Raw genomic sequence first — 26,500 nt, 5'->3', positions numbered from 1 at the left:
TGAGTCATGGGCAAGATGAAGGCCCGCAAGACCGAGTCGGGAGTGCGCGTGCTGCAACTGCTACTGCCCGCGCTCGATGCCTTCAAAGCGCAGCGCGCGTTCACCGCGACAGCCGACGAGTTCGTGTTCTACGGCCGCAGGACCAACGTCCGATGGGGCTCAAGCTGAGCACCCGGCACGGCGGATGGCAGCGCACGTTGCGCAAGGCCGGCGTCCGGTACAACTAACTAGATCAAATGCCCCAGACATTCCCGACCCAGCTGCCCAACGCCAGTGTGGTCGTCATGGAGTTGGTCACGCAGAAGGGCCGCCGGGAATGGGCCATCACCGCCAAGACGTGTGGTTGCTGGAGTCCCCTCCATGGTTCCGGATGCAAGGTCCAATGTTGAGGAAGTCTCAGCCCCCCTGTACAGCTGCAGCGGCGATATCCTCATGACTTCGACTAGCAAGGACGACACCTATGGGTACGGACGGGAAACCCTACGAACATACTCGCAAAGCGATCGGCCCGGGCGATACAGGGCCCGGGGGCTTCCCAATCTTTCTCGCGTCAGCTGCTGATTTCACCCAAGCTTTTCTGGACGGCTGGATTGTTGATGGCCGAAGCGGCGGCCTTGTGAGAGGTCGCCTTCATGAAGCCGGGCACATCGCAATGATCAGCGCGTCCTCCCCCGCCGGCGTGTACGAGTTTGTAGGACTGATGGAGGGAGGCGAATACCTGATGAGCGTCGGGGCTACTGCCGCTCACTCAGAGCGTCTAGCCGAGATCAATGCAGACTGTCACCCGGGGCCCCCTAGCCTTCCGGGCTTGATCGCGGGGAGGATTCTAGACGTTTCCGCTGAGCCTCATGACAAGCTACTCGTGATTGAAAAGCAGTACATCATCAGCCGCAACGCCACTTGTCGGCATCTAGACGAGCTCATCGCCCTGAACGCGCCCCATGGTCATCGAGTTGGCCAATTCTTTGACCAAGAGACGGTTGAGTACATGCACGCCCATCCTGAACTTGGCCATTCGTCATCCGAGTAAATCGAAGATGCAGGCGGAAGCTGAGTGTGCACCTTTAAACGGTGCTTGATTCGACTCTTAGCGAGCTGGCGCTTAAACCCGACAGCCGCGAGTTGGTCTGCCGCGATCCGAGTACTAATGCCCGGTGGGCATCAGACCAGAGCATTCGGACCGGCAGTGGCAGCGCACGTTGCGCCGGGCTCGCGTCCGGTGTCGCTATCCGTAACAGACCCTCCACACTTTCGCTTCGCAGGCGCTCATCGCCGGCGAGACCGTGATTTGGGTCGCCAGGCAGATGGACCGCCGGGACTGGACCATCACTGCCAAGAAGTACGGCCGGTGGATCTCCTCAAGGCAGCCCCACGCAGGGGCAAATGCCAGCGCCGTCTACGAACCCCTCCCACTGCAGTCCGTCGTCCCTACTGCCGGGAACACGATCGAATGCAATCGCGCCTGGACAAGGCCATGAGGAGAAACCAAATCTGAGGTGGACTACCGCACGAGTGATAGGTGTCCCCTGCGAGGCGAAGACGCTACCGGCTGTGAGTTATCAGCTCCGAGGGAAACCGGCGTTAACGCAAAGATCAACTTATGCAACTCTTCAACAGGCAACCGAAGATCATTTGCCACGTCGCGCAAGGCCCTCCCATCGACCCTTAATGAGTCAAACACCTTCTTAAGCACCAAAGAGTTCTCGCGTTCAGCACCATCGCGTTCCTTGCTTCGCATTCCCTGAGAGCTCAGATCGATACACATAGAGCGGTAGAGCCACTCAGTAAGCACGCCAACTTTGTGGAGTCGATAAACGAGTGCCATGGCGGAAACGTTCCAGATCTTCTTGTACCGCATGATCTCGGCAAGCCCAATCGGCCTAGAAGAAAGCGCAAGCATCTCAGAACGAGGCATGAGGAGCGCCGATGCAAAAGAGTTAGCCTCCGCCTCAATCTCCTTCCCTTTAGGATCGCCGTGACGGTGCAAAACGAGGTGCCCCAACTCGTGAGCCGCATCAAATCGACTCGACTCAGAAGACTTCATCGTATTAAGGAAAACGAAAGGGATAGAACCATTCCGCCAAGATGAGAACGCATTGACCTCTCGAGTGTCCTCAACCAACGAGAAAACCCTCACACCCCTGGATTCCAAGAGGTGAATCATGTTCTTGATTGGCCTCAAATCGAGCCCCCACTTGGCTCGGACAATGTCCGCCGCAGTCTCTGGATCTAGCCCCGTGAGGTCAGGTACGTCGACAAGCGGAAGATGGAACCTCTCATCAATCCACGACGAAAACTCAAACGCAATTCCGCCCGCCGCAAGAGCAGCATCCCTCTGACCAGACGTCATTCTTGAGAATGAGCGGAAGCTAGCATTACTGGCAAGAGGTCGATCAATGTCGCCCCCAAAAAAGAACTCGACTGGATAGTCGAGCACTTTTCGGAGCTGTTCAAGCGTTTCAGGGGATGGAGACCTCTCCCCCTCTTCAAACGCCTTCAGGTTCTTCTGAGTAACTCCCGCCCGAGCGGCAAGATCCTTCTTGCTCAGCTGGCATCGCTGGCGCGCAAGAACCAAGCGGGAGGGATTAAAGATCGCATTCATATCTACAGGCTACTTCTTAGGTATTACTTCAATGTCGATGTCAGGAATATCATCCTGATCGTCGTCCTGACTATCCCACACGGCGTCAAACTTCAACGGCGGGAAGACATAACGAACTGCCCACTCAGAAACCTTGTCAACCTCAGACATCGCAGTGGGTTGAGACAACTCATACCTAAGTTCTTTGTTGTCACGATCGACGTAGTACAGGAAGATCCAGAGTGATTGGTCGCCATGTTGCGGCCGCAAAGGAATCACCTGGCCAGTCACCGGGAAAAGTTCCGTTTGCTTTGCGTTGAATCTGACGCTACTCGATGTCTGCGACCCCTTATCATTACGAGTCTGGGGCGTTTTGGTCTCTATGCCCGTGAACGAGCTGCCGCTACTAACCGTGAAGGCTACGCCCAACTTCTTTGAAACAATCCGGGGCTGGTTCTGAGGGTCTTCTGGATGCCAGCCTTTCGGAATGAGCACCGCACGGATCGCGGCCGAACCCTCTGCCCAACCTCTAATACCGTTAAAGCCCTTAGGATGGAGGCTCGACACTTTAGAGAAGCCGTCGAGGATGATTTCGGCCACTCCTTTGAGTTCGGTGCTCGATACGCCAAAACGAACACTGATGTCATCCTCGATTTCAATCGGGTCCACTACAACGCGCGGGCTAGCGGCAAAGGTCATAGGAACTCCGATCAGAAGTGGGTCCATTTTTTATACATCAATTGATGTAGAAAAAACAGCCTTCGCCCGATGATCTAGTCTCCGGACCCTGTATCGTTCAGCTTAGGTGGCCGGGCGGCGCTTGTATCAACGTAGGTTGTGAAGTTGTTTGGTGCATGCCGAGGGCATCAAAACAGATTGTCCTAGAGTGCGCTATGCACACAGTGCCACGGGACGAGATCCAACGGTGAGCTAAGCATGTAGTACCGGGGATGGAGTGCCTTCGGACGGCGGTTCAATTCCGCCCACCTCCACCATAAGACGGTCCGCAAGGACCCAAAGAGCCGGGACCTCCTTCAACGGGATCCCGGCTTTTTTATTGCCAATCCGCTCACGCCGGGTGTGCTCCGCTTGCCTCGCGCTGTTCCCGTCGGTCTACGTCTGGAGAAAGCAATGGCAACGAACTTCCCCCCTATCCCTCTGCTCGCCCTGCTCCTGCTGGGCTCCCCGGCCGTGGCCCTTGGCCAGGACGTGTCGTTCGGTTCGATGGAGGAGCACACCAGCAGCGAGCAGGACAGCTCCAGCACGACCACCACCAGCAGCCAGTCGACAACCGGCCAGGACCAGGACGGAACGACCAGCTCCGATCAGAACGGCGACTCCGCGTTCGGCAACTTCGGTTCGCTCAACCAGCAATCCACCAGCAGCGGCAGCTCGCATTCGGAGTCGCGCAGCGAGAGCAAGGGCAGCTCGGTGGAAATCGACATGGGCGGCGATGACGACGATTGGTCGCACGGTCACGATCATGGCAACCATCACGGCGGCCGTCCCGGCTGGGGCGAAGAACTGGTGGGGCGCTGGACGCTTGGCCAGGAAAACGGCAACACCTGCACCATCGAGCTCAAGGACGCCGAGTGGTTCGGTGGGCACAGCGCCTACGTGCCCGCAGGCTGCCCGGATGGCTTCTTCCCGGCCAACCGCTGGGTTTTGTCGGGCAACCAGTTGCTGATTACCGACACCAGCAACACCACGATTGGCCGGTTCCGCCAGGACCGCAGTGGACGCTGGTCGGGCAAGCGCGAGTCCGATGGTGCGCGGCTGTATCTGAACCCGGTTGGCAACTGAGGCCGGTCTTCCGCCTCAGGGCAACGTGAACTTCCGTGCCATCCGGGTCGGCCAGACCGAGGTGAACTGCGCGCCGCCGACCAGCCGGTAGGCGGCCGACACGCTGTGCATCACGCCCATCCGCTCCAGCACGTCCTTGGCCTTGCGGAAGGTCGGGCGCGGGTCGGAGGTGTCCATGAAGAGGTTGATCTCTTTCGCGCTGACGTCATAGCCGTCCAGCTTCGCAGCGCTGCCCAGCGCCGCGCCCAGTTCGGCTTCGAGCGTAGCCAGGAAGCCTTCGTCGTCCAGCGATTTGCGCCAGAACTTGATGATCAGCTGGTAATCCATCGGGCGGTCCGGTGTTCTGACATGGGGGACTGACCAGAGTACCTCACGGCGCGGGTGTGTCGGCTGACAGCAGCGCCTTGAGGATCGCTTCCGAGCGCCGTTGCCCGTAACCCCTGCCGTACGCGCTGGAGGTGATCGCCACCACCATATTTCGGCTGGGGATGACGTAGATCTTGTTGCCGCCGTTGCCGGAGGCGAACGACACCGGAACTTTCTGGCCGTTGATGTCGTGGACCTTGTGGTACCAGAAATAGCCGTAATGGTCGGCATACGGATCGCTGTCGGCGATGGGCACGCGGGGCGCCAATGCTTCGCTCAGCCAGGCCTCGCTGACGATGCGGCGGCCGTTGTACAGGCCCTTGTTCCGGACCATCTCGCCCAGGGTTGCGAAGTCGCGCGCGGTCAGCGACAGGTTGCCCTGCCCTTTGGTGTACCCGGCGGCGTCGCTGGCCCATTCCCATCGGCTGATGCCCAGCGGGGTGAACAGGTTGGTGCGGGCGAAGTCGGCCATCGACATGCCGGTGGCCTTGGCCAGTTCCACGCCCACTACATAGCTGGTCAGCGAGTTGTAGCGATAGGCCTGGCCCGGCGGGGTCGCGCGCGGTACTGCCAGCACGAAGGCCAACGGGTCGGCGGCTTCGTCGAGCTTGTCTTCGTTGCCGGGCGAGGCGGGATCTTCGTCGAAGGCGGCCAGGCCGGAGCGCATGGTCAGCAGGTCGTCCAGGCGCACATCGCCCACGGCGCTGCCAGCGGCCTCGGGCCAGTGCGCGGTGACGCGTTCGTCCACGTTCTTCAACGCGCCCTGGTCGATGGCGATGCCGGCCAGCAGCGCGGTGACGCTTTTGCCGGCGGAGCGCACATCGTGCAGCGAGGCTGCGGTTTCGCCGTTGTAATAGCGCTCGGCGACGATCCGGCCGTCGCGCATCACCACTACCGCGCGCAGGTCGGGATGTTCGTCCTGGTCCCAGCGGGCCAGCACGGTGGTCAGCGGATCGCTGGCCAGCACGGGAGCTGCCCACGCCATCGTCAGCAGCATCAGGGTCGACCACGTCCGCTTCATCGTACGCACCTCCCGAACCAGGTTGGGGCGAGTCTAGCCGATACAACTATTCCGATACCGACACGTCGCCGTTCCCGGCCGCGCGGACCGGCCAACTGTCGGCATCCCCCATGCCGCAACGATCTCGATGTATGCAGTCACTCGTTTAGTCAGGTTCCATTGGCGTTGTCGATTGCAGCGCTGAGACCCATCCGTAGGATCGGCGCCCTTCCGCGCCCCTGCGCCTGTCACGATTCCATGCCTGTGCCGAACCTGTCCCCTTGCCCTACCGCATCCAAGTGCACGGCTGCCGCGCAGCGCACCCCTGCCCCCGTCCAGGAGCAGACGCGCCCAACGGCGGCACCGTGGCAGGTACGTAATCGCGACGCGACGACGCTGTCGCTGGTGGGCGTGCCGCCCGCACAGCTGGATTCATTGGCGGACGCGCTGTCCAGGGGGCCGATCGATACCACGCTGATCGGGAGCTTGCTCGACGGCGGGTTGCCGGGCAGCCCGCTCGGCGATGCGCTGTCGGAGTGGCTGGCCGCTCAATGCGTACTTCCCTCCTGCAGCGACGACGAGGCCGCCGCCTGGCGCTGCGTGCTGCTGTATGCCCTGCGCCTGCCGCAGGCGCACTGGGAAGTGGAATGCGTTGCCGAAAGGGCGCGCTTGAGTGCCGCTGTTTCCGGCCGCGATCCGCTGTTGCAGCGTCTGCGCGATGCGCTGTATCGGCCCTTGGACAAGACGCCGGCTGCTTGGCAGGAGATGCTTGCCGGCCCGCGTGCACGCGATGCGGAGGCGGACGCACGGCAGATTGCGCTCGACCACCAGCGCACGCAGTACGGTGGTCTGGATACCGACAAACGCCATGGCGCCGTGGCGAAGCTGCTGGCAGAACTGGCACCTGCCGCAACCGCCCAGGCGCTGCAGGGGGCGATGAAGTGGGTGCGCCGGCACGAACAACGCGATGCCGGCCTGCTCGATCCGCGCGCCGGTCTGCGCACGGTGTTTGCCCACGCGGGCGATGCCGCGTCGATTGCGGACGTTCGTGCACGACTGTCGGCGATGCAGCAGGTCACGACGCGCACCGGGTCCAATGTACCCTCCACGGCGACAGTGGCGTTCGAAAAGGCGCCTCCGCTGGCCATGCAGCTGCTGGCCGTGGCGCAACAGGCCGATCTCGATACCCCCGCTCCCGCGCAGCCCCTGGGCCGCTACGACAGCCCTGCGCGCGCAGCCGTCAGCCTGCTCAGCCTTCCATGGCAGCTTCCGCAGCTGGTGAAGGGCGGCGCGGACCTCAGCTTTACTGCTGCGAAAAGCGCGAGGCTGCTGGGCAGCAGGACCCTGCCGACGCCCGAAGCGGTCGCGAATACCGCGCAGCCTTATGGGCTTGGCGGTGCGTGGGCGCGGCCGGTCAACATCCTGGCCTGCACGCCGATGGTGGGTGAAACGCCGCTCGTGGACGACACCAGCGCGCTGCTTGGCCGCCCGCAGATGGGGACTGCTGTCGCGCTGCGCGGTCAGTGCTGGGAGGCGCCGCATAACGTACCCGGCATGTTGCGCGAGCAGAGCGCAGGGATCGGCGCATTCCTCGCACGTCAACCCACCGGAACGACGACGTTGACAGCGCCCGACGCCCCAAAAGCCGCGCCGACAGACGGGATGTGCCCCGTGCATGATATCGACCCGGCTTCCACGGCGACGCCGATGCTTCACCACCGCACGCGCGCGCCGCGCGCCGATGCCGGCGCGCTGACCGACCTCGGCCGACCGGCCGCCCCCGCGCCCGCCGCGCTGCCGTGCCATGGCGCGGTCGCCCAGGAGATGATCCGGGTCGACGGTCGGTTGCCGCTGCTGGTGCAGGCGCCGCTGCTCGACCGCCTTGCGCCCGGCGACTGGTGGAACGCGCTGGACTGGCAGGTGCCTCGCACGCTGGGTGGCCTGCATGCAGCCGTCACCGACGCATTCGCGCAGGCCGGGCTGGACCTGCAGCACCGGGCACCCAGCGCGGACGCACTGGCTTCCTTCTTCGCATCCAAGCCGGCACGCGCATGGTATGACGCGCTGCAGACGCTGCCGATGCTGCCGGAAGGCGCCCGCCGCAGCCTGGCCGACGGCGGCGCCAGCGCACGCGCTTACGCGTTCACCCGCATGCTGGAACAGCTCACCCAGCACCCGCACGCCGAAGGCGAACGCAGGGCGCTGCACAGCCTGGCCTGCATTGGTCGCGCCGCCGTCGCGTACGTGCAGGAACAGGACGCCAACGCGTTGGTCGCCGCGCATGCGCACTTCGATACGTTGGCCTGGCGTACCGATACCGTGGCCGGCCGCCTGGCAACGCCGATGACCGATGCGCAGCTGCAGGCACACCGTGCGCGCATGCACCTCGCCTACGGCAAACCGCTGCCGCACGGCTCCAGTACCGGACAGATGCGGGCCTGGCTGGTACAGGCGCAACCTGCGTTGCTGGACGAAAGAACGTTCGATCTGCTCGACAGCGCAGATACCCTGCTGGCAGACCTGCTGGTCACGCTGCGCGGTGAGGTCGATGCACTGCGCTTCGGCAGATACTGGGATTGGCGCGGCAAGCCGCCCGGCGCTGCCGACTGGCGCGACCACCTCGAGCGCAAGGCTGCCGTGGCCGGCACGCACTGGGTGACCGAACTGGGCGTGCTGTTCCACCAGGTGGCCGCGTCGCTGGCCCGCTACGAAGACCTGGAACCGCCGCTGCAGTCGGTGATCGATCCCCGCCGCAACGACCTGCGCGTGCTGACGGGTGAACTGATCGCCCCGCTGCTGCAGCTGTATTCGGGGCTGGACCTGCCGATGGCACAGGCCGACCCGTGGTACCGCACTGCCTACCCTGCCTATGCGGGCTTCTTCGCGTGGACCGGTGGCGCCCACGCGTCCCCCGCCCTGGACCCGCTGGAAGCGCTGGACCTTGCACGAAATCCCGAGCGCCTGCGGCCGTTGCTGCTGCCGATGACGGTCACCCTGCCCCTGCCGGCCGCCGTGCTGCGTCACCTGCTCGGTCGCGACCGGATCGCAGACGAGCCGCAGCAGCAGGCCCGCGACCTGATGCGCCTGATGCGCGGCAGTGAGACACGCCGGCTGGTGGCGCAGATGTTGGACATCGGCGCGGACGACGTTACGCCAGAGCTGGTTCACGGGTTCTTCCGGCAACTGGCCAGCGCGCCAGGCGCTGAAGCATTCGGCCACTGGCGCGACGAGTTCCAGCGCGGCTCCACCTGGCACCTGTCGCCGGACGAGTGGCTGAGCCTGCTGCCTGAGCGGGAACTGGCATCGTTATGGCGAACGCCCGGCATGCGCACCAACCGCGAGGGCGTGGTCAATGCCGTCGAGCACGCGTTGGCTGCAACTGCTGGAACGCGCGGGACACAGGCTCCGCCAGCGCTGTGGGCGCGGGTCATGGAGGCACCGCAGGCGCTGGACCAGTGGTGCGCCAGCGACGATGCGCAGCGGGTCGCCTGGCAGCACCTGCAACGCTCGGTTGCCGGGCGCAGCGCCGGCACGCGGCTGGACCGCGAGGCGCCGTTGTCGCCCAGCACCTGCGCAGCGATGTTGGGCGCGTCGGCTGAGGTGCAGCTGTCGCTCGGCGAAGATCCCAAAGGACTCACTCACGACCCTGCCAAGGACGCTGCGCCGGTATTGTCGCTGGCAATCGACCTGCAACGGCTGCATCCGGCGCTGACGGCAGATGAGGCGTTGGCATTCGGCGCCGTGCTGCTGCCGCCTGACGCACGCGGGGTCCCACCAGCGCGCGCGCCAGTGAGCTTCCCGCTGTTGCAGCCGCCCCACGTGCCAGCGCGTGGCGCGGACGCATCGGAGGATGCGCTGCTGGCAGCAATCGTGCAGTCGGACGCCCCACCCCGCCCGGACACGCCCCGCGTCGATCCGGCGCACCTGCCAGCGCTGGATGACCTGCTTGAAGGATTCGGCCTGTCGCTGCTGCATCCGCCCGAAGCCGACGGCCGTGACGACGAACCGTTGACCGCACCCAATGCCTGGGCGCTGATGGCACGCACCCGCCAGTTCGCCGCGTTCTGCCAACCGCTGCTGGCGGAGGCCGGTTGGGTGGGTGGCGACGCCGGAGACACCGGTTCGGCGCGCGGCGCGCAGACGCTGCTCGCGCAGTTGATGCTGGAACGCTACATCGGCCGCGACCGGATCGATGCGCTGCGCGAACGCTTCGCCTCCGCCGACGTGGTGGATGTGCCGTTTGCGCACCTTGCCCACGAACTGCGCCTGGCGGTGTTGGATGAAAACGGCGAGGCGTCGCCGGCCGCGCTGGGCGTGCTGTACTGGATGCTGGCCAGCGAGCTGGAGCAGCCGGCACTGATGGTGGACGGCATTCCCGACTGGCTCACCTACGGCGGCTCGCTGCAGAGCGTGGCCCTGCGGCATGGCGCGACGCTGCTGGACGGCATGCAACCGGGCGCCTGCAGCGGGGGCCGCTTCGATGAGGTCTGTGCCCTGCCCGCGCAGCTCTCGCTGCCGGCGAAGACACCCGGCGGGCACGACGACCTGCACGATGCGTGGGCGCGAGCGCTTGCACCCGCGGCGTTGGCGTATGCGGCCGCGCGCGGTGGAGCGGGTAACCTCACGCGGCTCGACGCCACCACCGGGCAACAGGTGAGTGACGCGCTCACCCTGCTGCAGGCCGACCAGGCCATCCACGCGCTGCATGTGCAGCAGCTGGCCAGCGAATCGCCCAGACGCATGGACATCGCCGCACAGACCCTTGAGGAAGCAGGCATCGACCCGGCACTGTGGTCGAAGCGCCCGGTCGACATCGGTGAGACGTACCTGAAGCGCCACGGCATCGTACCCTCGCGCCTGATCGACTTCGAGACCCGCTTCTACGACACCTACCGGCCGGGCCCGGGCGGTGGCAGTGCAATGGACGACCCGGTCGAACGCGCCCTGGTCACCAACGACGACACGCTGCAGGAACTGGTGGTGGCCGACGCCTGGGTATCGACCAACGGACCCACTACCGCGAGCCGTTTCGAAAGCGCGTTCGATGCATGGAGGCGCACTGTGGAAACCGGGCTGGCCGGTGTCATCGCGACGGTGCTGGAAGGCCTCCCGGCAGTCGACCGGCGGCTGATCGAATCGTCGGTGTGCACGCCGCTGCGCATCAGCCTGGGCGATCGGCATGCCGACCGCGGCCTGCTGCTGCGTTGCACGCCCACCCAACAGGGCGCGGAGCCTGTGTACTTCGAAATCATCCCGCAGGCCGGGGTGGCACGTCGGGTATGGCAGGATCAGGCGCTGGGCAGCCTGGTCGACACCGAAGGACTGTTTACCGGCAATGCCCAGCGCCAGCGCGATGGCGACCTGCTCGAACCGCTGTCTGGCCTGACCTTGGCGCCGTACAGCAGCACGGTGACCGGAAACGGCCCACACACCTTCCCGTTACTCGCGCGCGCGGCGGCGACGGACCTCTGGAAGGAACGACTGGACCAGGCGTACACGGATGAACTCGCGCAGCGCACGGGGCTGGAACAACTTCACGCGCAGGAGCTGCAGGATCTGAATGCATTGGCCGAGTTCCTGGTGCCCGGCTTGAGCTGCGTGGAGCAGCTCCGTGCCGGTGACTTCTCGGCCGGTACGATCGGCGGCTGCGTGATGGACGTTGTTTCCACGGTGGCGCCGGTGAGCGAGTTCTTCGCAAGCACCGTCCGTATCGTGCGCACCGCCGGCGAGCACACCATCACGTCGATTGCAGCGGAGTCCGTTGAAGCCCTTCACAAGCTGGGAACGTCGCTGGCCATGCAGGGCGGGCTGGGCACCGTGCGCAACGTCGTCAAGGGCTCGCAGTGGGTCGGCAGCCATGCCTGGGAAACTGCGCTGCAGGGTGCGGACTGGCTCAAGCGCAGCCTGCGCAGCAGCCCGGCGCTGCAGGAATCCACGCTCGCACTCGAGCACGCCATTGCCAGCGGACGGGTCCCGAAGGCGGTGCTGCAGACGCGACGCGCCGCCACCCCGACGCTGGCGGAGGCGACGCTGGAAGACGGCAGCGTGGTGCTGGTGGCTGCACGCGGCACCGCCTGGCATCGCTACGACGTGTTCACCGGTAAACCGTATGGGCCCAGGCTGGACACGTTCGCGTTCGCGAATGAACTGCCGCCCATCATTCCCGTGCAGCATACGGACGAAGGTCTGCAGGTTGCGCTGGGCGACACGCCCGCGCAGTTCCTCGACCACGGCAACGATGACTGGGAAATGCTGATCGGCGAGCGCGGCTACCGGCTCAATGCGCAACGCACCGCATTCGAGCAGACCGCGACGGCCGAACATCGCAGCGGGCCCGGGCAGTGGCAGGAGCTGCCGTCGCACTGCAGGTCGCGCCGTTCGCTGGTGGTGATCCCCTGCGTACGGCAATCGCGCCTGCGCTTCATTCCTGACGCCGCCAGGAACCTGCGCCTGGACCAGCTGCCGCCCGAGCGCGTGGACGGCATCGCCGCCGCCACGCGAGAGTTCACGCTGGACCTGGCGCACACCCGCCCCGACAGCGGCGAGACGCTGCGCCTCATGGTGCATGACGGCATGGTCTGCTCGTGGACGCCGTCCGCGCGCGCAGCAGCACCGCAACTGGTGCCGTTGACCGCCGAGCAGCTCGATGCAATGGGCTTGCCGACCAGCGTGAACTACCCTGCCACGCTGGAAGGAACGCTGTCCGATCACCGCATGTTCGGCCTGCACGCCGGGTTGCCGGAAGACCATGCCGCACGCCTTGGACACGAACTGCCGGTCGTGGATGTCGGTGCCCTGCTGCCCGGCATCGGCGACGCGCGGCGGCTGCGCGCGATCCGGGTGGAGTCGCCGTTCCTGCGCGCGTTGTGCATCGAACCGGACGACGGGGTGTTCTACCAGGCCCCGTTGCCGGCGCCTGGGCAAACCGCGCTGCACTTCACGAAGATGGAAACCGGGCGCGACAAGGCGGCGATCAATACCTACCTCCGGAAGTCGGAAGGTTACCGCATGGATCTGCTTCGACCTTTCCTCCGGCAGGATGAGGACAACATCGCGCGTATTACATACAACTACCTGAGGCCAACGCTGCCTGCAGACCTGCTCGAACGCTACCCCACGTACGACGCCTACGCGGGCTACCAGGCGGCGCGCGGCCGACCCAACGCACTCACCGGCTACGCCAGGAAGGTCCTCAATGGGGAGCCCCAACAGGCCACCTTCGTCGCGCTGGCCCGCAAGCACGTCCCCGAGTGGACGGCATTGACTACAGCGAGCGGGCAGGAGCGCGCGGCGGTCGCCGAGATCCTCAATGCCATCCTGCCCGCCACCGGGGGCAAGGGCGATCTGGCGCCGATCACCGCAGCGTCACTGGCCGAACCCGATGCGGGCAGGCGGATCATTGCGCACCTCAATGGCGCCAACCTGGCCATTGCCGACGTAGTCCGCGAAAACGGCGGGCGCGAGATCTACTGCGCATTGTCCGGCGGGAAGCGAAGCAGGAAGATCTACCTGAAGCCTACCGCTGCGCTTCCCGATGGCACCCGCTTGATCGATGCAGGTGAGGCGATGAAGGGCAAGGAGCCGCGATCCGACATCACCAGCCTGCCTGTGCTTCGCAGGGACGGCGACACGCGCACTGTCGTGTTCGATCGTGAGAAGGACTCCGAGCGGCTGATCGCCAGTTCGATTGAAGACGGTCCGCCGGTCAAGCGCTTCCGCCTGTTCTCACTGCTGGACACCTGCGCCTCCTGCGGCGGGGTCGTCGTGCCGCAGCTCCGCTTCCGCTTCCCCGACGCCGACTTCTCCATCCACTACCTTCGGACCTACGGCGGGCCGCCCCGGCCCGTCGAGGCGCTGCCCCCCGTGGCGAATGACCTGGACCCGAACCCCAACCTCGTGACATTTTTCGCCCAGTGGCGGCGTGAGCGGGGCCTGACATGACGTCTGCCCTACCCGTTTCGCCAATCTGCGCATATCCACCGGCACAGGTTCCGTGCGACCCTCTGGAAACGATTTCACGGAATGGAGGGATTCCCATGTTGTCTCGTTTTCGTCGTCCGGCCCTGCTGGCCCTGATCGCGCTGGCGTTGCCGCTCGGCTCCGCACTGGCCAAGAGCCCCGAACCGCTGCGGGTCATGTCATTCAACGTGCGCACGCCGGTGGATACCGAGCCCAACAAGCGCTGGGAGGACCGTCGCGATGCGATGGTCACGCTGTTGAAGGAACAGCATCCGGTGGTATTCGGCACCCAGGAGCTGAAGACCAACCAGGCCGAGTATCTGGTGCAGCACCTGCCCGGCTATCGCTGGTTCGGTGAACCGCGCGGTCCGGGCGACAACGAGGAGCACATGGGCGTGTTCTACGACAGCGCCAAACTGAAGGTGGTCGAATCGGGCAACTTCTGGTTGTCCGACACGCCGGAAGTCGCCGGCAGCATCACCTGGGGCAACCTGATGCCGCGCATGGTCACCTGGGCGTTGTTCCAGCGCCAGGCCGATGGCAGGCAGTTCTACCTGTACAACACCCACCTGCCCTATCGCGATGAGGATGAACCGCGCCGCGTGCTGGGTGCGAAGCTGATCACCGAGCGGTTGGCGAAGCTGCCAAAGGACATTCCGGTGGTGGTCACCGGCGATTTCAACAGCGAGCCGACCAGCCCCACGTATGCAGAATTCACCCGCACGCTAAGCGATGCAAGAAAGCTCGCCGGCAAGGTCGACGGTCCGCGCCTGACCTTCCAGAATTTCAGCACCACGCCGACGGTGGAGATCGATTGGATCCTGGTGCGCGGGTTTGGGGTAAAGCAGTTCAGCACACTGGACCAGACGTTCGATGGCGTGGTGCCGTCGGACCATTATCCGGTGATGGCGGAGCTGGTGTTCCCGGAAACCCCGAAGCGTTGATCGCCTTCAATACCGTGGTGCGCTGCGCAGGTGCTCCAACACCCTGCACAGCGCCTGGTGCTGTTCGCGCGCCTGGCAGATGCGGGCGCTGATGGCGAGGAACAGGCCGACGCCGACCACGCCGATGCCGAGCAGGCTGTCGGGCAGCCACGCAAAGCCGAGGCTGACCGTCAGCGCGGCCACGACCAGCAGCACGATCACGCTGGCCGACAGGCCCGCGGTGCCCGCATGGCGTTCTTCCCTGGCCGCGCGTGGCGGCTCCCAGCACTTCCGTTGCATGGCTCATCTCCCGGACTGGCGGTGTTTTTAGCACCGGCCCAGACCGACCCGGCAGAGGCAAAGCCGTCAGCGCGGGGTTTTCCGGTACGCCATTGCGGCGAACCATTACAAAAATGGCAGGGGGCGACGCTTGCCGCCCCCTGCATACGGTTACCGCATCGTGCCGGCCAGCGCCGGCGGAGTAGCGTCCTGCTGCTGGCCCCAACCGCCCAGCGCCTTGTACACGCCGACCACGCTGACGTTGACGGTGGACTCGGCCGCGGCCAACGCATCGTCGGCCGCCAGCTGGGTGCGCTGCGCATCGAGCAGGGTCAGGAAGTCTTCCGACCCCTCACGGTAGCGGATCTGCGCCAGCTGCTCGGCACGCCGCGCGGCCTGCGCCTGCTCGGCCACGATGCCCAGCCGCGCCTGCTGCTTGGCATAACGCGTCAGCGCGTTCTCCGTGTCTTCCAGCGCCAGCAGCACCGCCTTTTCGTACTCGGCAGCGGCGCCGTCGGCCTGCGCCTTGCTTGCGCGCAACCGTGCCTTGACCGTGCCGAAGTCGAACGCGGCCCAGCTGATCGACGGGGTCACCGACCACGCCTTGTTGTTGCCGTTGACCAGCCCGCTGGCATCGCCGGACAGGAAGCCAACGAAACCGCTCAGGCTGATCCGCGGGAACAGGTCGGCGGTGGCCACGCCCACGCGCGCCGTTGCAGCGGCCAGCCGGCGCTCGGCCACGCGCACGTCGGCGCGCTGCCGCAGCAGGTCGGTGGTGTCGCCCAACGGCAACGCCTTCGCGTACGGCGGAACCTCGCGCGGGGCCAGCAGTGCATCCAGCGCATCCGGACGCTGCCCCAGCAGCACCGCCAGGCGATGCCGCGACTGCACTTCGGCCACTTCCAGCAGCGGGATGTCGGCCTCGATCGCCTTCAACCGCGCCCGGCTGCTCTGTACGTCCAGCTCGCTGCCCGCGCCCAGCTCCCAGCGCGCTTCGGTCAGGCGCTGCGTGTCGCGCAGGTTCACCAAGGTGCGCTGGGCCACGTCTATCCGCTTCTGGGTGCCACGCAGCTCGAAGTAGTTGCGTGCCACTTCCGCGGCCACGGTGACCTGCGCGTCGGCCAGGTTGTCCTGCTCGGCGCCGAGGTCGGCACGCGCCGCTTCGGCGGCCCGGCGCTGGCGACCGAACAGGTCCAGCTCCCAGCCCGCATCGAAGCCGAGCTGGTAGGTTTCGCCGAAGACACGCTCGCCGCCGGCGGTCAGGTCCGGCTGCTTGCGACGGTCGTAGCTGCCGCCCGCGGTGACATGCGGCAACTGGTCGAGGCGCTGCTCGACGAACACCGCACGGGCCTCGCGGACCCGCGCCATCGCGATGCGCAGGTCGAGGTTGTCGCCCAGCGCGTCGTGCACCAGCTGCTCCAGCACCGGGTCGTCGAACTGCGCCCACCAGCTGGCCACCGGCGAGGTGGTAGTGAACACCGGCGCGGCCGCGCCCTGCAGGACCACCGGCTGTGCCGGCGGTGCCTGGTAGTTCGGGCCGACGCTGACGCAGCCGGCCAGCAGCGCGCTGGCAACGGCGGCGGTCAACACACGGATCACCATGGCAGCACCTCGCCCAGGTAGGTGAAGCTGCCGTTGGGGCCGTCGGCACCGATCAGCGCCATGCCCACGCTGGAGCGCGCGCCGTCGGCGATTTCGAGCTCGCCTTCGCCACTGTTCATGTCGGTTTTCACGTAACCCGGGTGCACGGTGTTGACCTTGGTGGTGCTCTCGCGCAGCTCGTAGGCCAGCTGCACGGTCCAGGCATTCACCGCGCTCTTGGAGGCGTTGTAGGCAGGCACCATGAAGCCGTAGATCGGCGAGCCGGGCTGGCTGTGCAGGGTCAGCGAGCCGAGGATGCTGGAGACGTTGACGATGCGACCGGCCGGCGACTGGTTGAGCAGCGGCAGGAATGCCTGGGTCACGGCGATCACCGCGAAGAGGTTGGTGTCGAAGGTGCCGCGCCAGGTGTCCAGGGTCTGCGCCGACGGCGCCAGCGCCGGGTTGTCGAGCAGGATGCCGGCGTTGTTGACCAGGATGTCCAGGCGACCGTGGCGGTCGCTGATCTCCTGCACGGCCGCGGCAATGCTGGCAGCGTCGACCACGTCGAGCTGGATCGCTTCCACCGGCAGGCCTTCGGCCTGCAGCTTCAGCGCTTCGGCCACGGCGGTGTCGCGCTTGCGGCCGGCCAGCAGCGTATGCACGCCGGCCTGGGCCAGCTGGCGCACGGTTTCCAGCCCGATGCCACGGGTGGCGCCGGTGACCAGCGCGATCTTGGAAGTAGCAGTATTCATGGAACGTCCTCGTGGGGATCGGGATCAGTGATGAAGGGTGGAGTCGCCGTGGGCGACCAGCTTGCCGCCGCCGTTGCGGCTGACGAACTTGCGCAGCGCCACGTAGAACACCGGGGTCAGGAACAGGCCGAACAGGGTCACGCCGAGCATGCCGGCAAACACGGTGATGCCGGTTACCGAGCGCACTTCCGCACCGGCGCCATGCGAGAGCACCAGCGGGATGGTGCCGGCGATGAACGCGATCGAGGTCATCACGATCGGGCGCAGTCGCAGGCGGCAGGCTTCCAGCGCGGCGTCCACGATCCCCTTGCCGCCCATTTCCAGCTCGCGGGCGAATTCGACGATCAGGATCGCGTTCTTGCACGCCAGACCCATCAGCACCACCAGGCCGACCTGCACGAACACGTTGTTGTCACCGCCGGTCAACCATACGCCGAACAGGGCCGACAGCAGCGTCATCGGCACGATCAGGATCACCGCCAGCGGCAGCGACCAGCTCTCGTACAGCGCGGCCAGCACCAGGAACGCCAGCAGGATCGCCACCGGGAACACGATGAAGGCGGCCTTGCCCTGGGTGGCCTGCTGGTAGCTCAGGTCGGTCCATTCGGTGGTCATGCCCACCGGCAGCACCTTGGCGGCGATCTCGGTCAGGTTGTTCATGGCCTGGGCCGAGGACAGCATGCGCGGGTCGGCTTCACCAGCCAGGTCGGCGGCCGGGTAGCCGTTGAAGCGCAGCACCGGGTCCGGGCCGTAGGTTTCCTTCACGGTCACCATCGAACCGATCGGCACCATCTCGCCACGATCGTTGCGGGTACGCAGCTTGCCGATGTCTTCCACGCTGTTGCGGAACTGGCCGTCGGCCTGGGCGATGACCTGCCAGGTACGACCGAACTCATTGAAGTCATTGACGTACGACGAACCCAGGTAGGTCTGCAGGGTGTCGAACAGCTCGGTGAGCTGCACGCCCTGCGCCTTGGCCTTGACCCGGTCCACTTCGGCGTCCAGCTGCGGCACGTTGGCCTGGTAGCTGGTGATCGGGAACGCCATGCCCGGGGTCTGCGCCACCGCGCCCTGCATCTGGCTCACCGCCGTCTGCAATGCGCCGTAGCCCAGGTTGCCACGGTCTTCGATGAACATCTGGTAGCCGTTGCCGTTGCCCAGGCCCAGGATCGGCGGCGGCATCATCGCGAAGGCGAAGCCTTCCTGCAGCCCGGCGATCTTCTGGTTGATCTCGGCATTGATCTCGGCAGCAGTACGGCCATGGCGCTCGTTGAACGGCTTGAGCGGAATGAAGGCCACGCCGGTGTTGGGCGTGTTGGTGAACTGCAGTGCGTTCAGGCCCGGGAACGAAATGGTGTGGGCCACGCCGTCGGTTTCCTGGGCGATCTTGGCGACCTTGCGCAGCATGTCATCGGTCCGCGCGATCGAGGAACCTTCCGGCAGCTTCACGCCGGCGATCAGGTACAGCTTGTCCTGGGTCGGGATGAAGCCCGGCGGCACCAGCTTGAAGATGAAACCGGTACCGACCAGCAGCACCGCGTAGACCACGAACACCGCGCCGCGACGACCGAGGATCTTCGAGACGCTGCGCTCGTACTTCTCCGAGCTGGACTTGAAGAAGCGGTTGAACGGACGGAAGATCCAGCCGAACAGGCGGTCGATGATCCGGGTGGGCGCATCCTTGGCCGCGTCATGCGGCTTGAGCAGGCGCGCAGCCAGGGCCGGCGACAGGGTCAGCGAGTTGATGGCCGAAATCACCGTCGAGATGGCGATGGTCACCGCGAACTGCTTGTAGAACTGACCGGTCACGCCGGACAGGAACGCCATCGGCACGAACACCGCGCACAGCACCAGCGCGATCGCGATGATCGGCCCGGACACTTCCTTCATGGCCTGGTGGGCCGCCGCCGTGGGCGACAGGCCTTCTTCGATGTTGCGCTCGACGTTTTCCACCACCACGATCGCGTCGTCGACCACGATGCCGATCGCCAGCACCAGCCCGAACAGGCTCAGCGTGTTGATCGAGAAGCCCAGCACGTACAGCGCAGCAAAGGTACCTACGATCGACACCGGCACCGCGATCAGCGGAATGATCGAGGCGCGCCAGGTCTGCAGGAACAGGATCACCACCAGCACCACCAGCGCGATGGCTTCCAGCAGCGTCGACACCACCGCCTTGATCGAGTCGCGCACGAAGATGGTGGTGTCGTACACCGCTTCGTACTTCACGTCGGCCGGGAAGGTCTTCTGCATCTCGTCCATGGTGCCGATCACCGCATCGCGGATCTCCAGCGCGTTGGCGCCCGGCGCCTGGAAGATGCCGATGCCGACCGCGTTCTTGCCGTCCAGCTGCGAGCGCAGGGTGTAGTCGCCGGCGCCCAGTTCGACACGGGCCACGTCGGAGAGGCGTACCACCTCACCGTCGGTACCGGCCTTGAGCACGATGTCGCCGAACTCCTGCTCGCTGCGCAGGCGGCCCTGGGCGTTGATCAGGGTCAGGAACTGGCTGTTGGGCATCGGTTCGGCGCCGAGCTGGCCGGCCGAGACCTGCACGTTCTGCTCGCGCATGGCACGCACCACGTCGCTGGCGGTCAGGCCGCGCGCGGCGACCTTGTCCGGGTCGAGCCAGGCGCGCATGGCGTAGTCGCCACCGCCGAAGATCTGCGCGTCGCCCACGCCGGGAATGCGCGCCAGCGCGTCCTTGACGTGCAGGCGGGCGTAGTTGCGCAGGTACAGGGTGTCGTACTTGCCGTTCGGCGAGGTCAGGTGCACCACCATCAGGAAGGTCGGCGACTGCTTCTGGGTGGTCACACCCTGGCGGCGCACGTCTTCAGGCAGGCGCGCCTGCGCCTGGGCGACGCGGTTCTGCACCTTCACCGCCGCGTCGTCCGGGTCGGTACCCGGGCGGAAGGTGACGGTCATCTGCAGCACGCCGTCCGAGCCGGCCACCGACTTGAGGTACATCATGCCCTCGACGCCGTTGATCGCCTCTTCCAGCGGGGTGGCCACGGTTTCGGCGATCACCTTCGGGTTGGCACCCGGATACACGGTGCGCACAACCACCGACGGCGGCACCACTTCCGGGTACTCGCCGATCGGCAGGATCGGAATGGAGATCAGGCCGGCGGCGAAGATCACGATCGACAACACCGCCGCGAAAATCGGCCTGTCGATGAAGAAACGGGAAAAGTCCATGTGTGGATTCCTGGTGTTTTCAGCAACGCCGGCGTGCAGCACCCCGGCCGCTGTCGAAACCGACAGCGGAAGGGATGCGTCACGCGGCGGGTAATGCCGGGCCGGGCCCGGCTACCAACTCAATTCAACGCGGTTGCACGTGCCGGTACGACCGCCGGGGCCGGCTGCATCGCAACCGCCTTGGCCTGCACCGGCATGCCGGGCATGAAGACCTTCTGCACGCCGTCGATGATCACGCGGTCGCCTGCGTTCAGGCCCTGCTGCACGATGCGCAGGCCCTCGGCGGTACGGCCGAGGGTGATATCGCGACGCTGCGCCTTGCCGTCCTTGTCGACCACGTACACGTACTTGCGGTCCTGGTCGGTCAGCACGGCCTTGTCGTCGATCAGCATGGCCTGGAACTCACCGCTGCCGAGCAGCTGCACGCGCGCGAACAGGCCCGGGGTGAAGGCACGGTCGGTGTTGTCCAGCAGCGCACGGACACGGATGGTGCCGGTGCTGCGGGTCACCTGGTTGTCGAGGAAGTCGACCTTGCCCTGGTGCGGGAAGCCCTCTTCGCCGGACAGCCCGACCTTGACCGGCAGGTCGCTGTCGCGCTCGCTCGGGCGTTCGCCCTTGCGGGCCATCTGGGCATAGCGCAGGAAGGTGCCTTCATCGGCGTCGAAGTACACGAACACCGTGTCCAGCGAGACCAGCGTGGTCAGCACGCTGGCGCTGTCGCCGGCGGTGACCAGGTTGCCGGCGGTCACCATCGCGCGGCCGGCGCGGCCGTCGATGGGTGCGCGCACCTGGGTGAACTCCATGTTCAAGCGCGCTGCGTCCACCGCGGCCTGCGCGGCCAGCACCGAGGCCTGCGCCTGGTCGGCGGTGGCGCGGCGCTGTTCCCAGGTCTCGGTGGAGATCGCCTGCTGGTCGGACAGGCGGCGTGCACGCTCGGCTTCGCTGCGGCTCAGCGTGGCCTGGGTACGGGCGCGGGCCAGTTCGGCGGTGGCGCGGTCCAGTTCGGCGCGATAGCTGCGCGCGTCGATGGTGAACAGCACGTCGCCCTTCTTTACTTCATCGCCTTCGACATAGTTGACCTTGTCGATGTAGCCGGACACGCGCGGGCGCAGTTCAACGCTCTGCACCGCTTCGACGCGGCCGCTGAAGTCGTCCCACTGGCTGACCGGCTTGACCAGCACCGGCGCGGCACTGACCTGCGGCGGCGGCGGCGCGCCGGCTTCTTCGGCGTGGCCACCGCTGCAGGCGGCCAATACCGCAGCGGCGAGGATCGACACGCCGGCCATGGCCAGCCGTCGGGTAATGCGGGTGGAAGGAGTGTGGGAGGTCATGAGATGCATCCTTACGGCAAAGTGGGTGAGGCGAAAATCAGAACGGCGGTGCAACGAGGTGGCGTAGCGTGAGACCTAAACCTTGGTAGAGGTCAAGCGGTGCCGGCGATGTTGTGCGAGCGGTCCGGCGGCCATTCCTGGTTGAGCAGGCCGCGGGGAAGTTCGGCGTCGCGGGTGTCGCAGCGGACGATGGGGCGGTTGTCGGTGCAGTTGTCGAGCAACGACACCAGCCGGCGCCCAACCAGCAGCGCGCTCGGCCATTCGATGCAGGCATTGGCGGCGTTGGTCGGCGTGCACACCGGGTTGTTCACTTCCAGCATCTGCGCGCGTACGCCCAGTGCCTGCGCTTCCTGGTGCAGCACCTGCGCATACATGCGCGTGGCCGACATGGTGATCGAGGTTTCGCCGTGCCCGGCCCACGCCTTGTAGCCGGCCGGCCCACCGATCACGACGTAGCGGCGCGCGTGCGGGCCACCCTGCAGCAGCGGCAGCAGATGGCGGCCGGCGTGCACATGCGGCATCACGTCGGCCTGCAGCGCCTGCAGCAACGCATCGCCGCTGCGGTCGGTGACCCGGCCACGGTTGTACGGGCCGCCCATGGCGTCGACCACGGCGGCCAGCGGGCGGCGGCGCTGCGCAACGCGCTCGGCCACGCTGCGTGCGGAGCCGTCATCGCCCAGCGACCCGAGCAGGGTTTCCAGGCCCGGTTCGTCGGCGAACTGTTCGCGCAGTGCGGCAAGCCGGCCCGGGTCGCGGCCGACCACCAGGACCGGGCTGCCGGCCTCCAGCAATGCGGCCACGATGCCCTGCCCGACGCTGCCGGTGCCGCCCAGCACCAGAACCTCGGGGGCCAGCGTCCCACTCATGGGACTTTAACTCCCGTCGCCGGGATAATCCCAATTCGGCCCAGTCGGCCGCCGTTGCGGGCGCCCAGGCGCAGGCTGCCGCCGCGCTGCAGGTTGTCGGGCGGGGTGAACTCGCGGAAAGCCTTGCCGGAGAAGGACGAGGGGCGCTTCTCAACGGTCAGGGCCAGGTCGAGCGAGGGGGTGCGGCCGCCAATGACGCGGCCAAGAATGTTCTGCAACCACATGGTTGGCGTCCTCCAAATCGGGAATGGCGCCAGATTAGTCCTCGAACTCCCCCTTGATTAGTCCGAATTAAGGGGAATAATCGTCCCGTACCCGGCACAATCTTTCGGGCACCCTACCCACCCCGATTCGGATCCTCCTCATGGCCCACGATCTCAACGACACGCTGATCTTCGTCAAGGTGGTCGAGCAAGGCAGCTTCATCGCAGCTGCCAACGCGCTCGGCCTGCCCAAGACCACCGTCAGCCGCAAGGTGCAGGAACTGGAAACCCGCCTGGGTGCGCGGCTGCTCCACCGGACCACGCGCAGGCTGGGCCTGACCGAGGCGGGTTCGGTCTACCACGAGCACTGCCAGCGCATCGCGCGCGAGCTGGAAGAAGCCGAAGGTGCGGTCAACCAGCTGCAATCCGGCCCGCGCGGCTGGCTGCGCTTCACCGTGCCCTACTCCATCGGCATCACCTGGATCGCGCCGCTGCTGGGGCAGTTCCACGCGCAGTACCCGGAAATCCAGCTGGACATGCACCTGGGTAACGAAAAGCTGGACCTGATCGCAGGCGAAGCGGACCTGGCGCTGCGCGTGGGGGCGTTGCCCGACTCGAACCTGGTGGCGCGCAAGCTGGGCAGCCTGCGCACGCAGGTGTTCGCCAGCCCGGCCTATATCGAACGGTATGGCGAGCCGCTGCATCCGGACGAACTGCAGTTCCACCGCATCCTGGCGATGCGCAAGGCGCGCAACCTCAACAACAACCGGTTCTTCTGGCAGCTTGGCGAAAATGGCGGCGACCTGCGCGATTTCCCGGTCAATCCGCTGCTGGTGGCGAATGATCCGTCGGCGTTGAACGGTGCGTTGGTCTGCGGCGAAGGGCTGCTGCTGACCGGTGACGTGATGGCCAAGCCATTCATCGAATCGGGCATGGTGCGCCGTGTGCTGGCCGGCTGGACCGGGCCTGAAGTGGACTTCAACGCAGTGTTTGCCGGTGGGCGGCTGGTATCGCCGAAGGTGCGCGCGTTCGTGGATTTCCTGGTGGAGAAGCTGAACTTCGACGCGAACTACATGCTGGCGCAGTGCCCGGCGGCGAAGCTGGCCAAGCAGCAGGCGAAGGAAGCGGAAGCGGAGTTGCAGGAAACCGGGAAGCGGATCCTGGAGACGGTTACTGCGGAGTGATGGTTGGGGCAGCCGGGCAGAGCCCGGCTCTACAGAAAATGCCGCCCGTTGGGGCGGCATTTTCGCTATACGCCGGTGTTACCGACGTATCGCAGTAACAACGCTGTGCGTTGTTACTGCGTCAGCGGGATCACCCGAATTTCGACGCGACGATTCTTGGCGCGGCCGGCATCGGTGCTGTTGTCAGCAATCGGGTAGGCCTTGCCGGCACCCAGGGTTTCCATGCGCACGCTCTGCACGCCCTGCCCGCTCAGGTAGGCGGCGACCGAATCGGCACGCTCCTTGGACAGCTTGTTGTTGACCGCGTCACTGCCGATGCTGTCGGTGTGCCCAACCACTTCGATCATGGTCTGGTTGTACTCGTTGAGCGTGGCGGCCACGCCATTGAGGGCCGGGTAGAACTGCGGCTTCAGGGCGGACTTGCCGAAGTCGAAGGTCACGCCGTCCGGCAGGTTCAGCACGATGTTGTCGCCCTGGCGCTGCACGTCGATGCCGGTGTTGGCGGTACGCTCGCGCAGCTGACGCTCCTGCTTGTTCTGGTAAGCGCCCACGCCGGCACCGGCCAGTGCGCCGATGCCCGCGCCCACCATGGCGTGCTGGCGACGTTCGGTGGCGCTGTCGCCGGTCAGCAGGCCGGCGGCCACGCCGATGGCGGTACCGATCAGCGCATTGCGGCCGGTGCGGCTCTGCTGCTCGGTCGGGTTGCCGTACTGGTCGCTCTGCACGTAGGAGCCACCGGTGGCGCAAGCCGACAGGGCGGCAGCGGTCATCAGGGCCAGGGCCACGTTGCGGGGTGCGGATCGGATCATGGTGTTCTCCTCGAGTGACGGCCGTGCGGCGTGTGAATGGCCGAAAGGATAAACAGGGAAATGCGATGCCTGCATGATGAACACGCACGTATTCGGCATTTCATTCAGGTAGCTGTCTCTAGCCCGTGTGGCGATACGCGGCCAAGGCCGCCTCCCGTCCGGCGGCCAGGTCCACCAGCGGTACGGCGGGATAGGACGGCGCCAGCTCGGCCAGCAGGGCCGCCGACTGCCACGGCGCGAAGCGCGCCTTGACCGGCAACGGCGCCAGTTCCGGCACCCAGCGCGTGATGTAGCGCGCGTGCGGATCGAACTTCTGCGACTGCGTGACCGGGTTGAAAATGCGGAAGTACGGTGCCGCATCTGCCCCGGTTCCGGCCACCCACTGCCAGCCCATGGTGTTGTTGGCGAGGTCGGCATCCACCAGCGTGTCCCAGAACCAGCGCGCGCCGTGCAGCCAGTGCTGGCGCATGTGCTTGCACAGGAAACTGGCGACGATCATGCGCACGCGGTTGTGCATGTAGCCGGTGGCCCACAATTCGCGCAGGCCGGCGTCGACGATCGGCACGCCGGTGCGGCCCTGCTGCCAGGCCTGCAGCTGCGTCGCGTTGGGAGCAGCCCATTTGAAGGTGGCGAAACGCGGATTGAGGTTCTGTTCCGGTGTCTGCGGGAAGTGGTGCATCAGGTGGTACGAGAACTCGCGCCAGCCCAGTTCGCGGATGTAGCCGTCGATGTCGGCGTCACGGCTGGCGCTGCGCTCTTTCTCCAGCCGGCGCACGATCTGCCACGGCGAGATTTCGCCGAAGTGCAGGTGCGGGGACAGCAGCGACGTCCCTACCCGATCAGGCAGGTCGCGCTGTTGGCGATAGCCGTTCAGCGCGCCGTCGACGAACACCGTCAGCGCCTCGTCGGCGCCCGCTTCGCCGGGCTGCCAGTGGTCCCAGAACTGCCGGTCCCAGTCGAGCGTGGGGGTCAGCTGCAACGCGTCGAGACTGACGCCCGTGGCCTTGTGCGACGGCAGGCGCTCCGGCACCGGCAGCGGTGCGGGCAGGTTCATGCGGGTCAGCGCGTTGCGCCAGAACGGGGTGAACACCTTGTAGGGGCCGCCTTGCAGGGTGGCGATGTCCCAGGGTTCGAACATCAGGCTGCCGTTATGGCTGTCTGCTTCGATGCCCTGCTCGCGCAGCTCGCGCTTGATCCGCGCATCGCGTGGCTGGGTGGCCGGCTCGTATTTGCGGTTCCAGTACACCGCCACCGCGCCGGTCTCGGCAATCAGCGCCTGCAGCTCGGCTTCGCTGTCGCCCTGGCGCAGCACCAGCGACGAGCCGCGTTCGCGCAGGTCGGCATCCAGCGCCGCCAGCGAGCGGTGCAACCAAATGTTGGAGGCTGCGCCGGGTGCCCAGTCGCCCTCTTCCTGCGGTGCATGGATGTACACCGGTACGGGCGTGTGTCCGGCCTCAAGCGCGGCCTGCAGCGCCGGATTGTCCTGAAGGCGCAGATCGCGACGAAACCAGACCAGAGCTACCGACACGGACACCGCCTACGCTTGAAAAGAGCGGTCATGATAACGAGCTGAAGTGAAGGCCCTGCACGCGTCCTTCGCATGGCCCGCATGCGGCATGCACCACGCCTGCACCCGGAAACGCACATGGTGGGCGCATGCCCCAGCCG

General features: G+C 66.0%; 18 protein-coding genes and 1 other RNA gene. 6 read left to right on the top strand and 13 right to left on the bottom strand.

Features of this window, described 5'->3' with window-relative positions:
• Positions 1 to 6 precede the first annotated feature (6 nt).
• A complete protein-coding gene (locus PDM28_RS07735; protein WP_311184361.1) occupies positions 7 to 168 on the top strand; it encodes a hypothetical protein in 162 nt (53 codons plus the stop codon).
• A 1,333-nt stretch (positions 169 to 1,501) separates the two neighbouring features.
• On the opposite strand, the gene PDM28_RS07730 is transcribed toward PDM28_RS07735, so the two are convergent.
• Positions 1,502 to 2,602: a helix-turn-helix domain-containing protein gene (locus tag PDM28_RS07730; RefSeq protein ID WP_311184360.1), complete on the bottom strand. Its 1,101-nt coding sequence runs from the start codon at positions 2,600 to 2,602 to the stop codon at positions 1,502 to 1,504.
• 9 nt (positions 2,603 to 2,611) lie between these two features.
• Positions 2,612 to 3,280 carry a hypothetical protein gene (locus PDM28_RS07725; protein WP_311184359.1) on the bottom strand — a complete coding sequence of 223 codons (669 nt, stop codon included), beginning with the start codon at positions 3,278 to 3,280 and terminating at the stop codon, positions 2,612 to 2,614.
• Between the two features lie 113 nt (positions 3,281 to 3,393).
• On the opposite strand from PDM28_RS07725, the gene ssrA reads away from it, so the two are divergent.
• Both ssrA and PDM28_RS07715 read left to right on the top strand, forming a co-directional pair.
• Positions 3,394 to 3,576, top strand: a transfer-messenger RNA (tmRNA) gene (gene ssrA, locus PDM28_RS07720).
• Positions 3,577 to 3,712: 136 nt separating this feature from the next.
• Complete coding sequence (locus PDM28_RS07715) at positions 3,713 to 4,384, top strand: AprI/Inh family metalloprotease inhibitor (RefSeq protein WP_311184358.1); 672 nt, start codon at positions 3,713 to 3,715, stop codon at positions 4,382 to 4,384.
• A 15-nt stretch (positions 4,385 to 4,399) separates the two neighbouring features.
• On the opposite strand, the gene PDM28_RS07710 is transcribed toward PDM28_RS07715, so the two are convergent.
• Positions 4,400 to 4,711 carry a hypothetical protein gene (locus PDM28_RS07710; RefSeq protein WP_311184357.1) on the bottom strand — a complete coding sequence of 104 codons (312 nt, stop codon included), beginning with the start codon at positions 4,709 to 4,711 and terminating at the stop codon, positions 4,400 to 4,402.
• Positions 4,712 to 4,754: 43 nt separating this feature from the next.
• Positions 4,755 to 5,771, bottom strand: coding sequence for a serine hydrolase domain-containing protein (locus PDM28_RS07705; protein ID WP_311184356.1), 1,017 nt, complete (start codon positions 5,769 to 5,771; stop codon positions 4,755 to 4,757).
• Between the two features lie 237 nt (positions 5,772 to 6,008).
• Here PDM28_RS07705 and PDM28_RS07700 point away from each other — a divergent pair, with 237 nt between their 5' ends.
• Positions 6,009 to 13,691, top strand: coding sequence for a deaminase domain-containing protein (locus PDM28_RS07700; protein WP_311184355.1), 7,683 nt, complete (start codon positions 6,009 to 6,011; stop codon positions 13,689 to 13,691).
• 95 nt (positions 13,692 to 13,786) lie between these two features.
• On the top strand, positions 13,787 to 14,653 hold the full coding sequence (locus PDM28_RS07695; protein WP_311184354.1) for an endonuclease/exonuclease/phosphatase family protein: 867 nt from the start codon (positions 13,787 to 13,789) through the stop codon (positions 14,651 to 14,653).
• A 6-nt stretch (positions 14,654 to 14,659) separates the two neighbouring features.
• Here the strand turns inward: PDM28_RS07695 and PDM28_RS07690 are convergent, their stop codons facing one another.
• The 7 genes from PDM28_RS07690 to PDM28_RS07660 all read right to left on the bottom strand — a co-directional run bounded on the left by PDM28_RS07690 (position 14,660) and on the right by PDM28_RS07660 (position 22,860).
• Positions 14,660 to 14,932, bottom strand: a complete 273-nt coding sequence (locus PDM28_RS07690; protein WP_311184353.1) for a hypothetical protein — start codon at positions 14,930 to 14,932, stop codon at positions 14,660 to 14,662.
• Between the two features lie 150 nt (positions 14,933 to 15,082).
• A complete protein-coding gene (locus PDM28_RS07685) occupies positions 15,083 to 16,513 on the bottom strand; it encodes an efflux transporter outer membrane subunit (RefSeq protein WP_311184352.1) in 1,431 nt (476 codons plus the stop codon).
• Complete coding sequence (locus PDM28_RS07680; protein WP_311184351.1) at positions 16,507 to 17,244, bottom strand: SDR family oxidoreductase; 738 nt, start codon at positions 17,242 to 17,244, stop codon at positions 16,507 to 16,509. The genes PDM28_RS07685 and PDM28_RS07680 overlap by 7 nt, the downstream gene beginning before the upstream one ends.
• Before the next feature lie 24 nt (positions 17,245 to 17,268).
• The gene (locus PDM28_RS07675; protein WP_311184350.1) at positions 17,269 to 20,439 is read right to left on the bottom strand and encodes an efflux RND transporter permease subunit; all 3,171 of its coding nucleotides are present in this window, start codon (positions 20,437 to 20,439) and stop codon (positions 17,269 to 17,271) included.
• Positions 20,440 to 20,558: 119 nt separating this feature from the next.
• The gene (locus PDM28_RS07670) at positions 20,559 to 21,725 is read right to left on the bottom strand and encodes an efflux RND transporter periplasmic adaptor subunit (protein ID WP_102945902.1); all 1,167 of its coding nucleotides are present in this window, start codon (positions 21,723 to 21,725) and stop codon (positions 20,559 to 20,561) included.
• A 137-nt stretch (positions 21,726 to 21,862) separates the two neighbouring features.
• Positions 21,863 to 22,636: an SDR family NAD(P)-dependent oxidoreductase gene (locus PDM28_RS07665; protein ID WP_311184348.1), complete on the bottom strand. Its 774-nt coding sequence runs from the start codon at positions 22,634 to 22,636 to the stop codon at positions 21,863 to 21,865.
• The gene (locus tag PDM28_RS07660) at positions 22,633 to 22,860 is read right to left on the bottom strand and encodes a hypothetical protein (protein ID WP_311184347.1); all 228 of its coding nucleotides are present in this window, start codon (positions 22,858 to 22,860) and stop codon (positions 22,633 to 22,635) included. Before PDM28_RS07660 ends, PDM28_RS07665 begins: the two co-directional genes overlap by 4 nt.
• Positions 22,861 to 23,000: 140 nt before the next feature.
• Between PDM28_RS07660 and PDM28_RS07655 the strand changes: the two genes are divergently transcribed.
• Positions 23,001 to 24,023, top strand: coding sequence for a LysR family transcriptional regulator (locus PDM28_RS07655; RefSeq protein ID WP_070206428.1), 1,023 nt, complete (start codon positions 23,001 to 23,003; stop codon positions 24,021 to 24,023).
• Between the two features lie 113 nt (positions 24,024 to 24,136).
• Here PDM28_RS07655 and PDM28_RS07650 read toward each other — a convergent pair whose 3' ends face one another.
• The gene (locus PDM28_RS07650; protein ID WP_102945721.1) at positions 24,137 to 24,832 is read right to left on the bottom strand and encodes a YiaD family glycine zipper/OmpA-like lipoprotein; all 696 of its coding nucleotides are present in this window, start codon (positions 24,830 to 24,832) and stop codon (positions 24,137 to 24,139) included.
• 118 nt (positions 24,833 to 24,950) lie between these two features.
• Positions 24,951 to 26,360 carry a cryptochrome/photolyase family protein gene (locus PDM28_RS07645; RefSeq protein WP_311184346.1) on the bottom strand — a complete coding sequence of 470 codons (1,410 nt, stop codon included), beginning with the start codon at positions 26,358 to 26,360 and terminating at the stop codon, positions 24,951 to 24,953.
• Positions 26,361 to 26,500: the final 140 nt, after the last annotated feature.

It is taken from the genome of Stenotrophomonas aracearum, assembly GCF_031834615.1.
Classification (GTDB): Bacteria; Pseudomonadota; Gammaproteobacteria; order Xanthomonadales; family Xanthomonadaceae; genus Stenotrophomonas; species Stenotrophomonas aracearum.
Note: the sequence above shows the minus strand (reverse complement) of the source record. Positions and strands in the feature narration are given on the sequence as shown.

Excerpts from the sequence above, each read along its gene's own strand:
- PDM28_RS07735 (WP_311184361.1), top strand. The coding sequence starts at position 7 with ATGGGCAAGATGAAGGCCCGCAAGACCGAGTCGGGAGTGCGCGTGCTG.
- PDM28_RS07730 (WP_311184360.1), bottom strand. The coding sequence starts at position 2,602 with ATGAATGCGATCTTTAATCCCTCCCGCTTGGTTCTTGCGCGCCAGCGA.
- PDM28_RS07725 (WP_311184359.1), bottom strand. The coding sequence starts at position 3,280 with ATGACCTTTGCCGCTAGCCCGCGCGTTGTAGTGGACCCGATTGAAATC.
- PDM28_RS07715 (WP_311184358.1), top strand. The coding sequence starts at position 3,713 with ATGGCAACGAACTTCCCCCCTATCCCTCTGCTCGCCCTGCTCCTGCTG.
- PDM28_RS07710 (WP_311184357.1), bottom strand. The coding sequence starts at position 4,711 with ATGGATTACCAGCTGATCATCAAGTTCTGGCGCAAATCGCTGGACGAC.
- PDM28_RS07705 (WP_311184356.1), bottom strand. The coding sequence starts at position 5,771 with ATGAAGCGGACGTGGTCGACCCTGATGCTGCTGACGATGGCGTGGGCA.
- PDM28_RS07700 (WP_311184355.1), top strand. The coding sequence starts at position 6,009 with ATGCCTGTGCCGAACCTGTCCCCTTGCCCTACCGCATCCAAGTGCACG.
- PDM28_RS07695 (WP_311184354.1), top strand. The coding sequence starts at position 13,787 with ATGTTGTCTCGTTTTCGTCGTCCGGCCCTGCTGGCCCTGATCGCGCTG.
- PDM28_RS07690 (WP_311184353.1), bottom strand. The coding sequence starts at position 14,932 with ATGCAACGGAAGTGCTGGGAGCCGCCACGCGCGGCCAGGGAAGAACGC.
- PDM28_RS07685 (WP_311184352.1), bottom strand. The coding sequence starts at position 16,513 with ATGGTGATCCGTGTGTTGACCGCCGCCGTTGCCAGCGCGCTGCTGGCC.
- PDM28_RS07680 (WP_311184351.1), bottom strand. The coding sequence starts at position 17,244 with ATGAATACTGCTACTTCCAAGATCGCGCTGGTCACCGGCGCCACCCGT.
- PDM28_RS07675 (WP_311184350.1), bottom strand. The coding sequence starts at position 20,439 with ATGGACTTTTCCCGTTTCTTCATCGACAGGCCGATTTTCGCGGCGGTG.
- PDM28_RS07670 (WP_102945902.1), bottom strand. The coding sequence starts at position 21,725 with ATGGCCGGCGTGTCGATCCTCGCCGCTGCGGTATTGGCCGCCTGCAGC.
- PDM28_RS07665 (WP_311184348.1), bottom strand. The coding sequence starts at position 22,636 with ATGAGTGGGACGCTGGCCCCCGAGGTTCTGGTGCTGGGCGGCACCGGC.
- PDM28_RS07660 (WP_311184347.1), bottom strand. The coding sequence starts at position 22,860 with ATGTGGTTGCAGAACATTCTTGGCCGCGTCATTGGCGGCCGCACCCCC.
- PDM28_RS07655 (WP_070206428.1), top strand. The coding sequence starts at position 23,001 with ATGGCCCACGATCTCAACGACACGCTGATCTTCGTCAAGGTGGTCGAG.
- PDM28_RS07650 (WP_102945721.1), bottom strand. The coding sequence starts at position 24,832 with ATGATCCGATCCGCACCCCGCAACGTGGCCCTGGCCCTGATGACCGCT.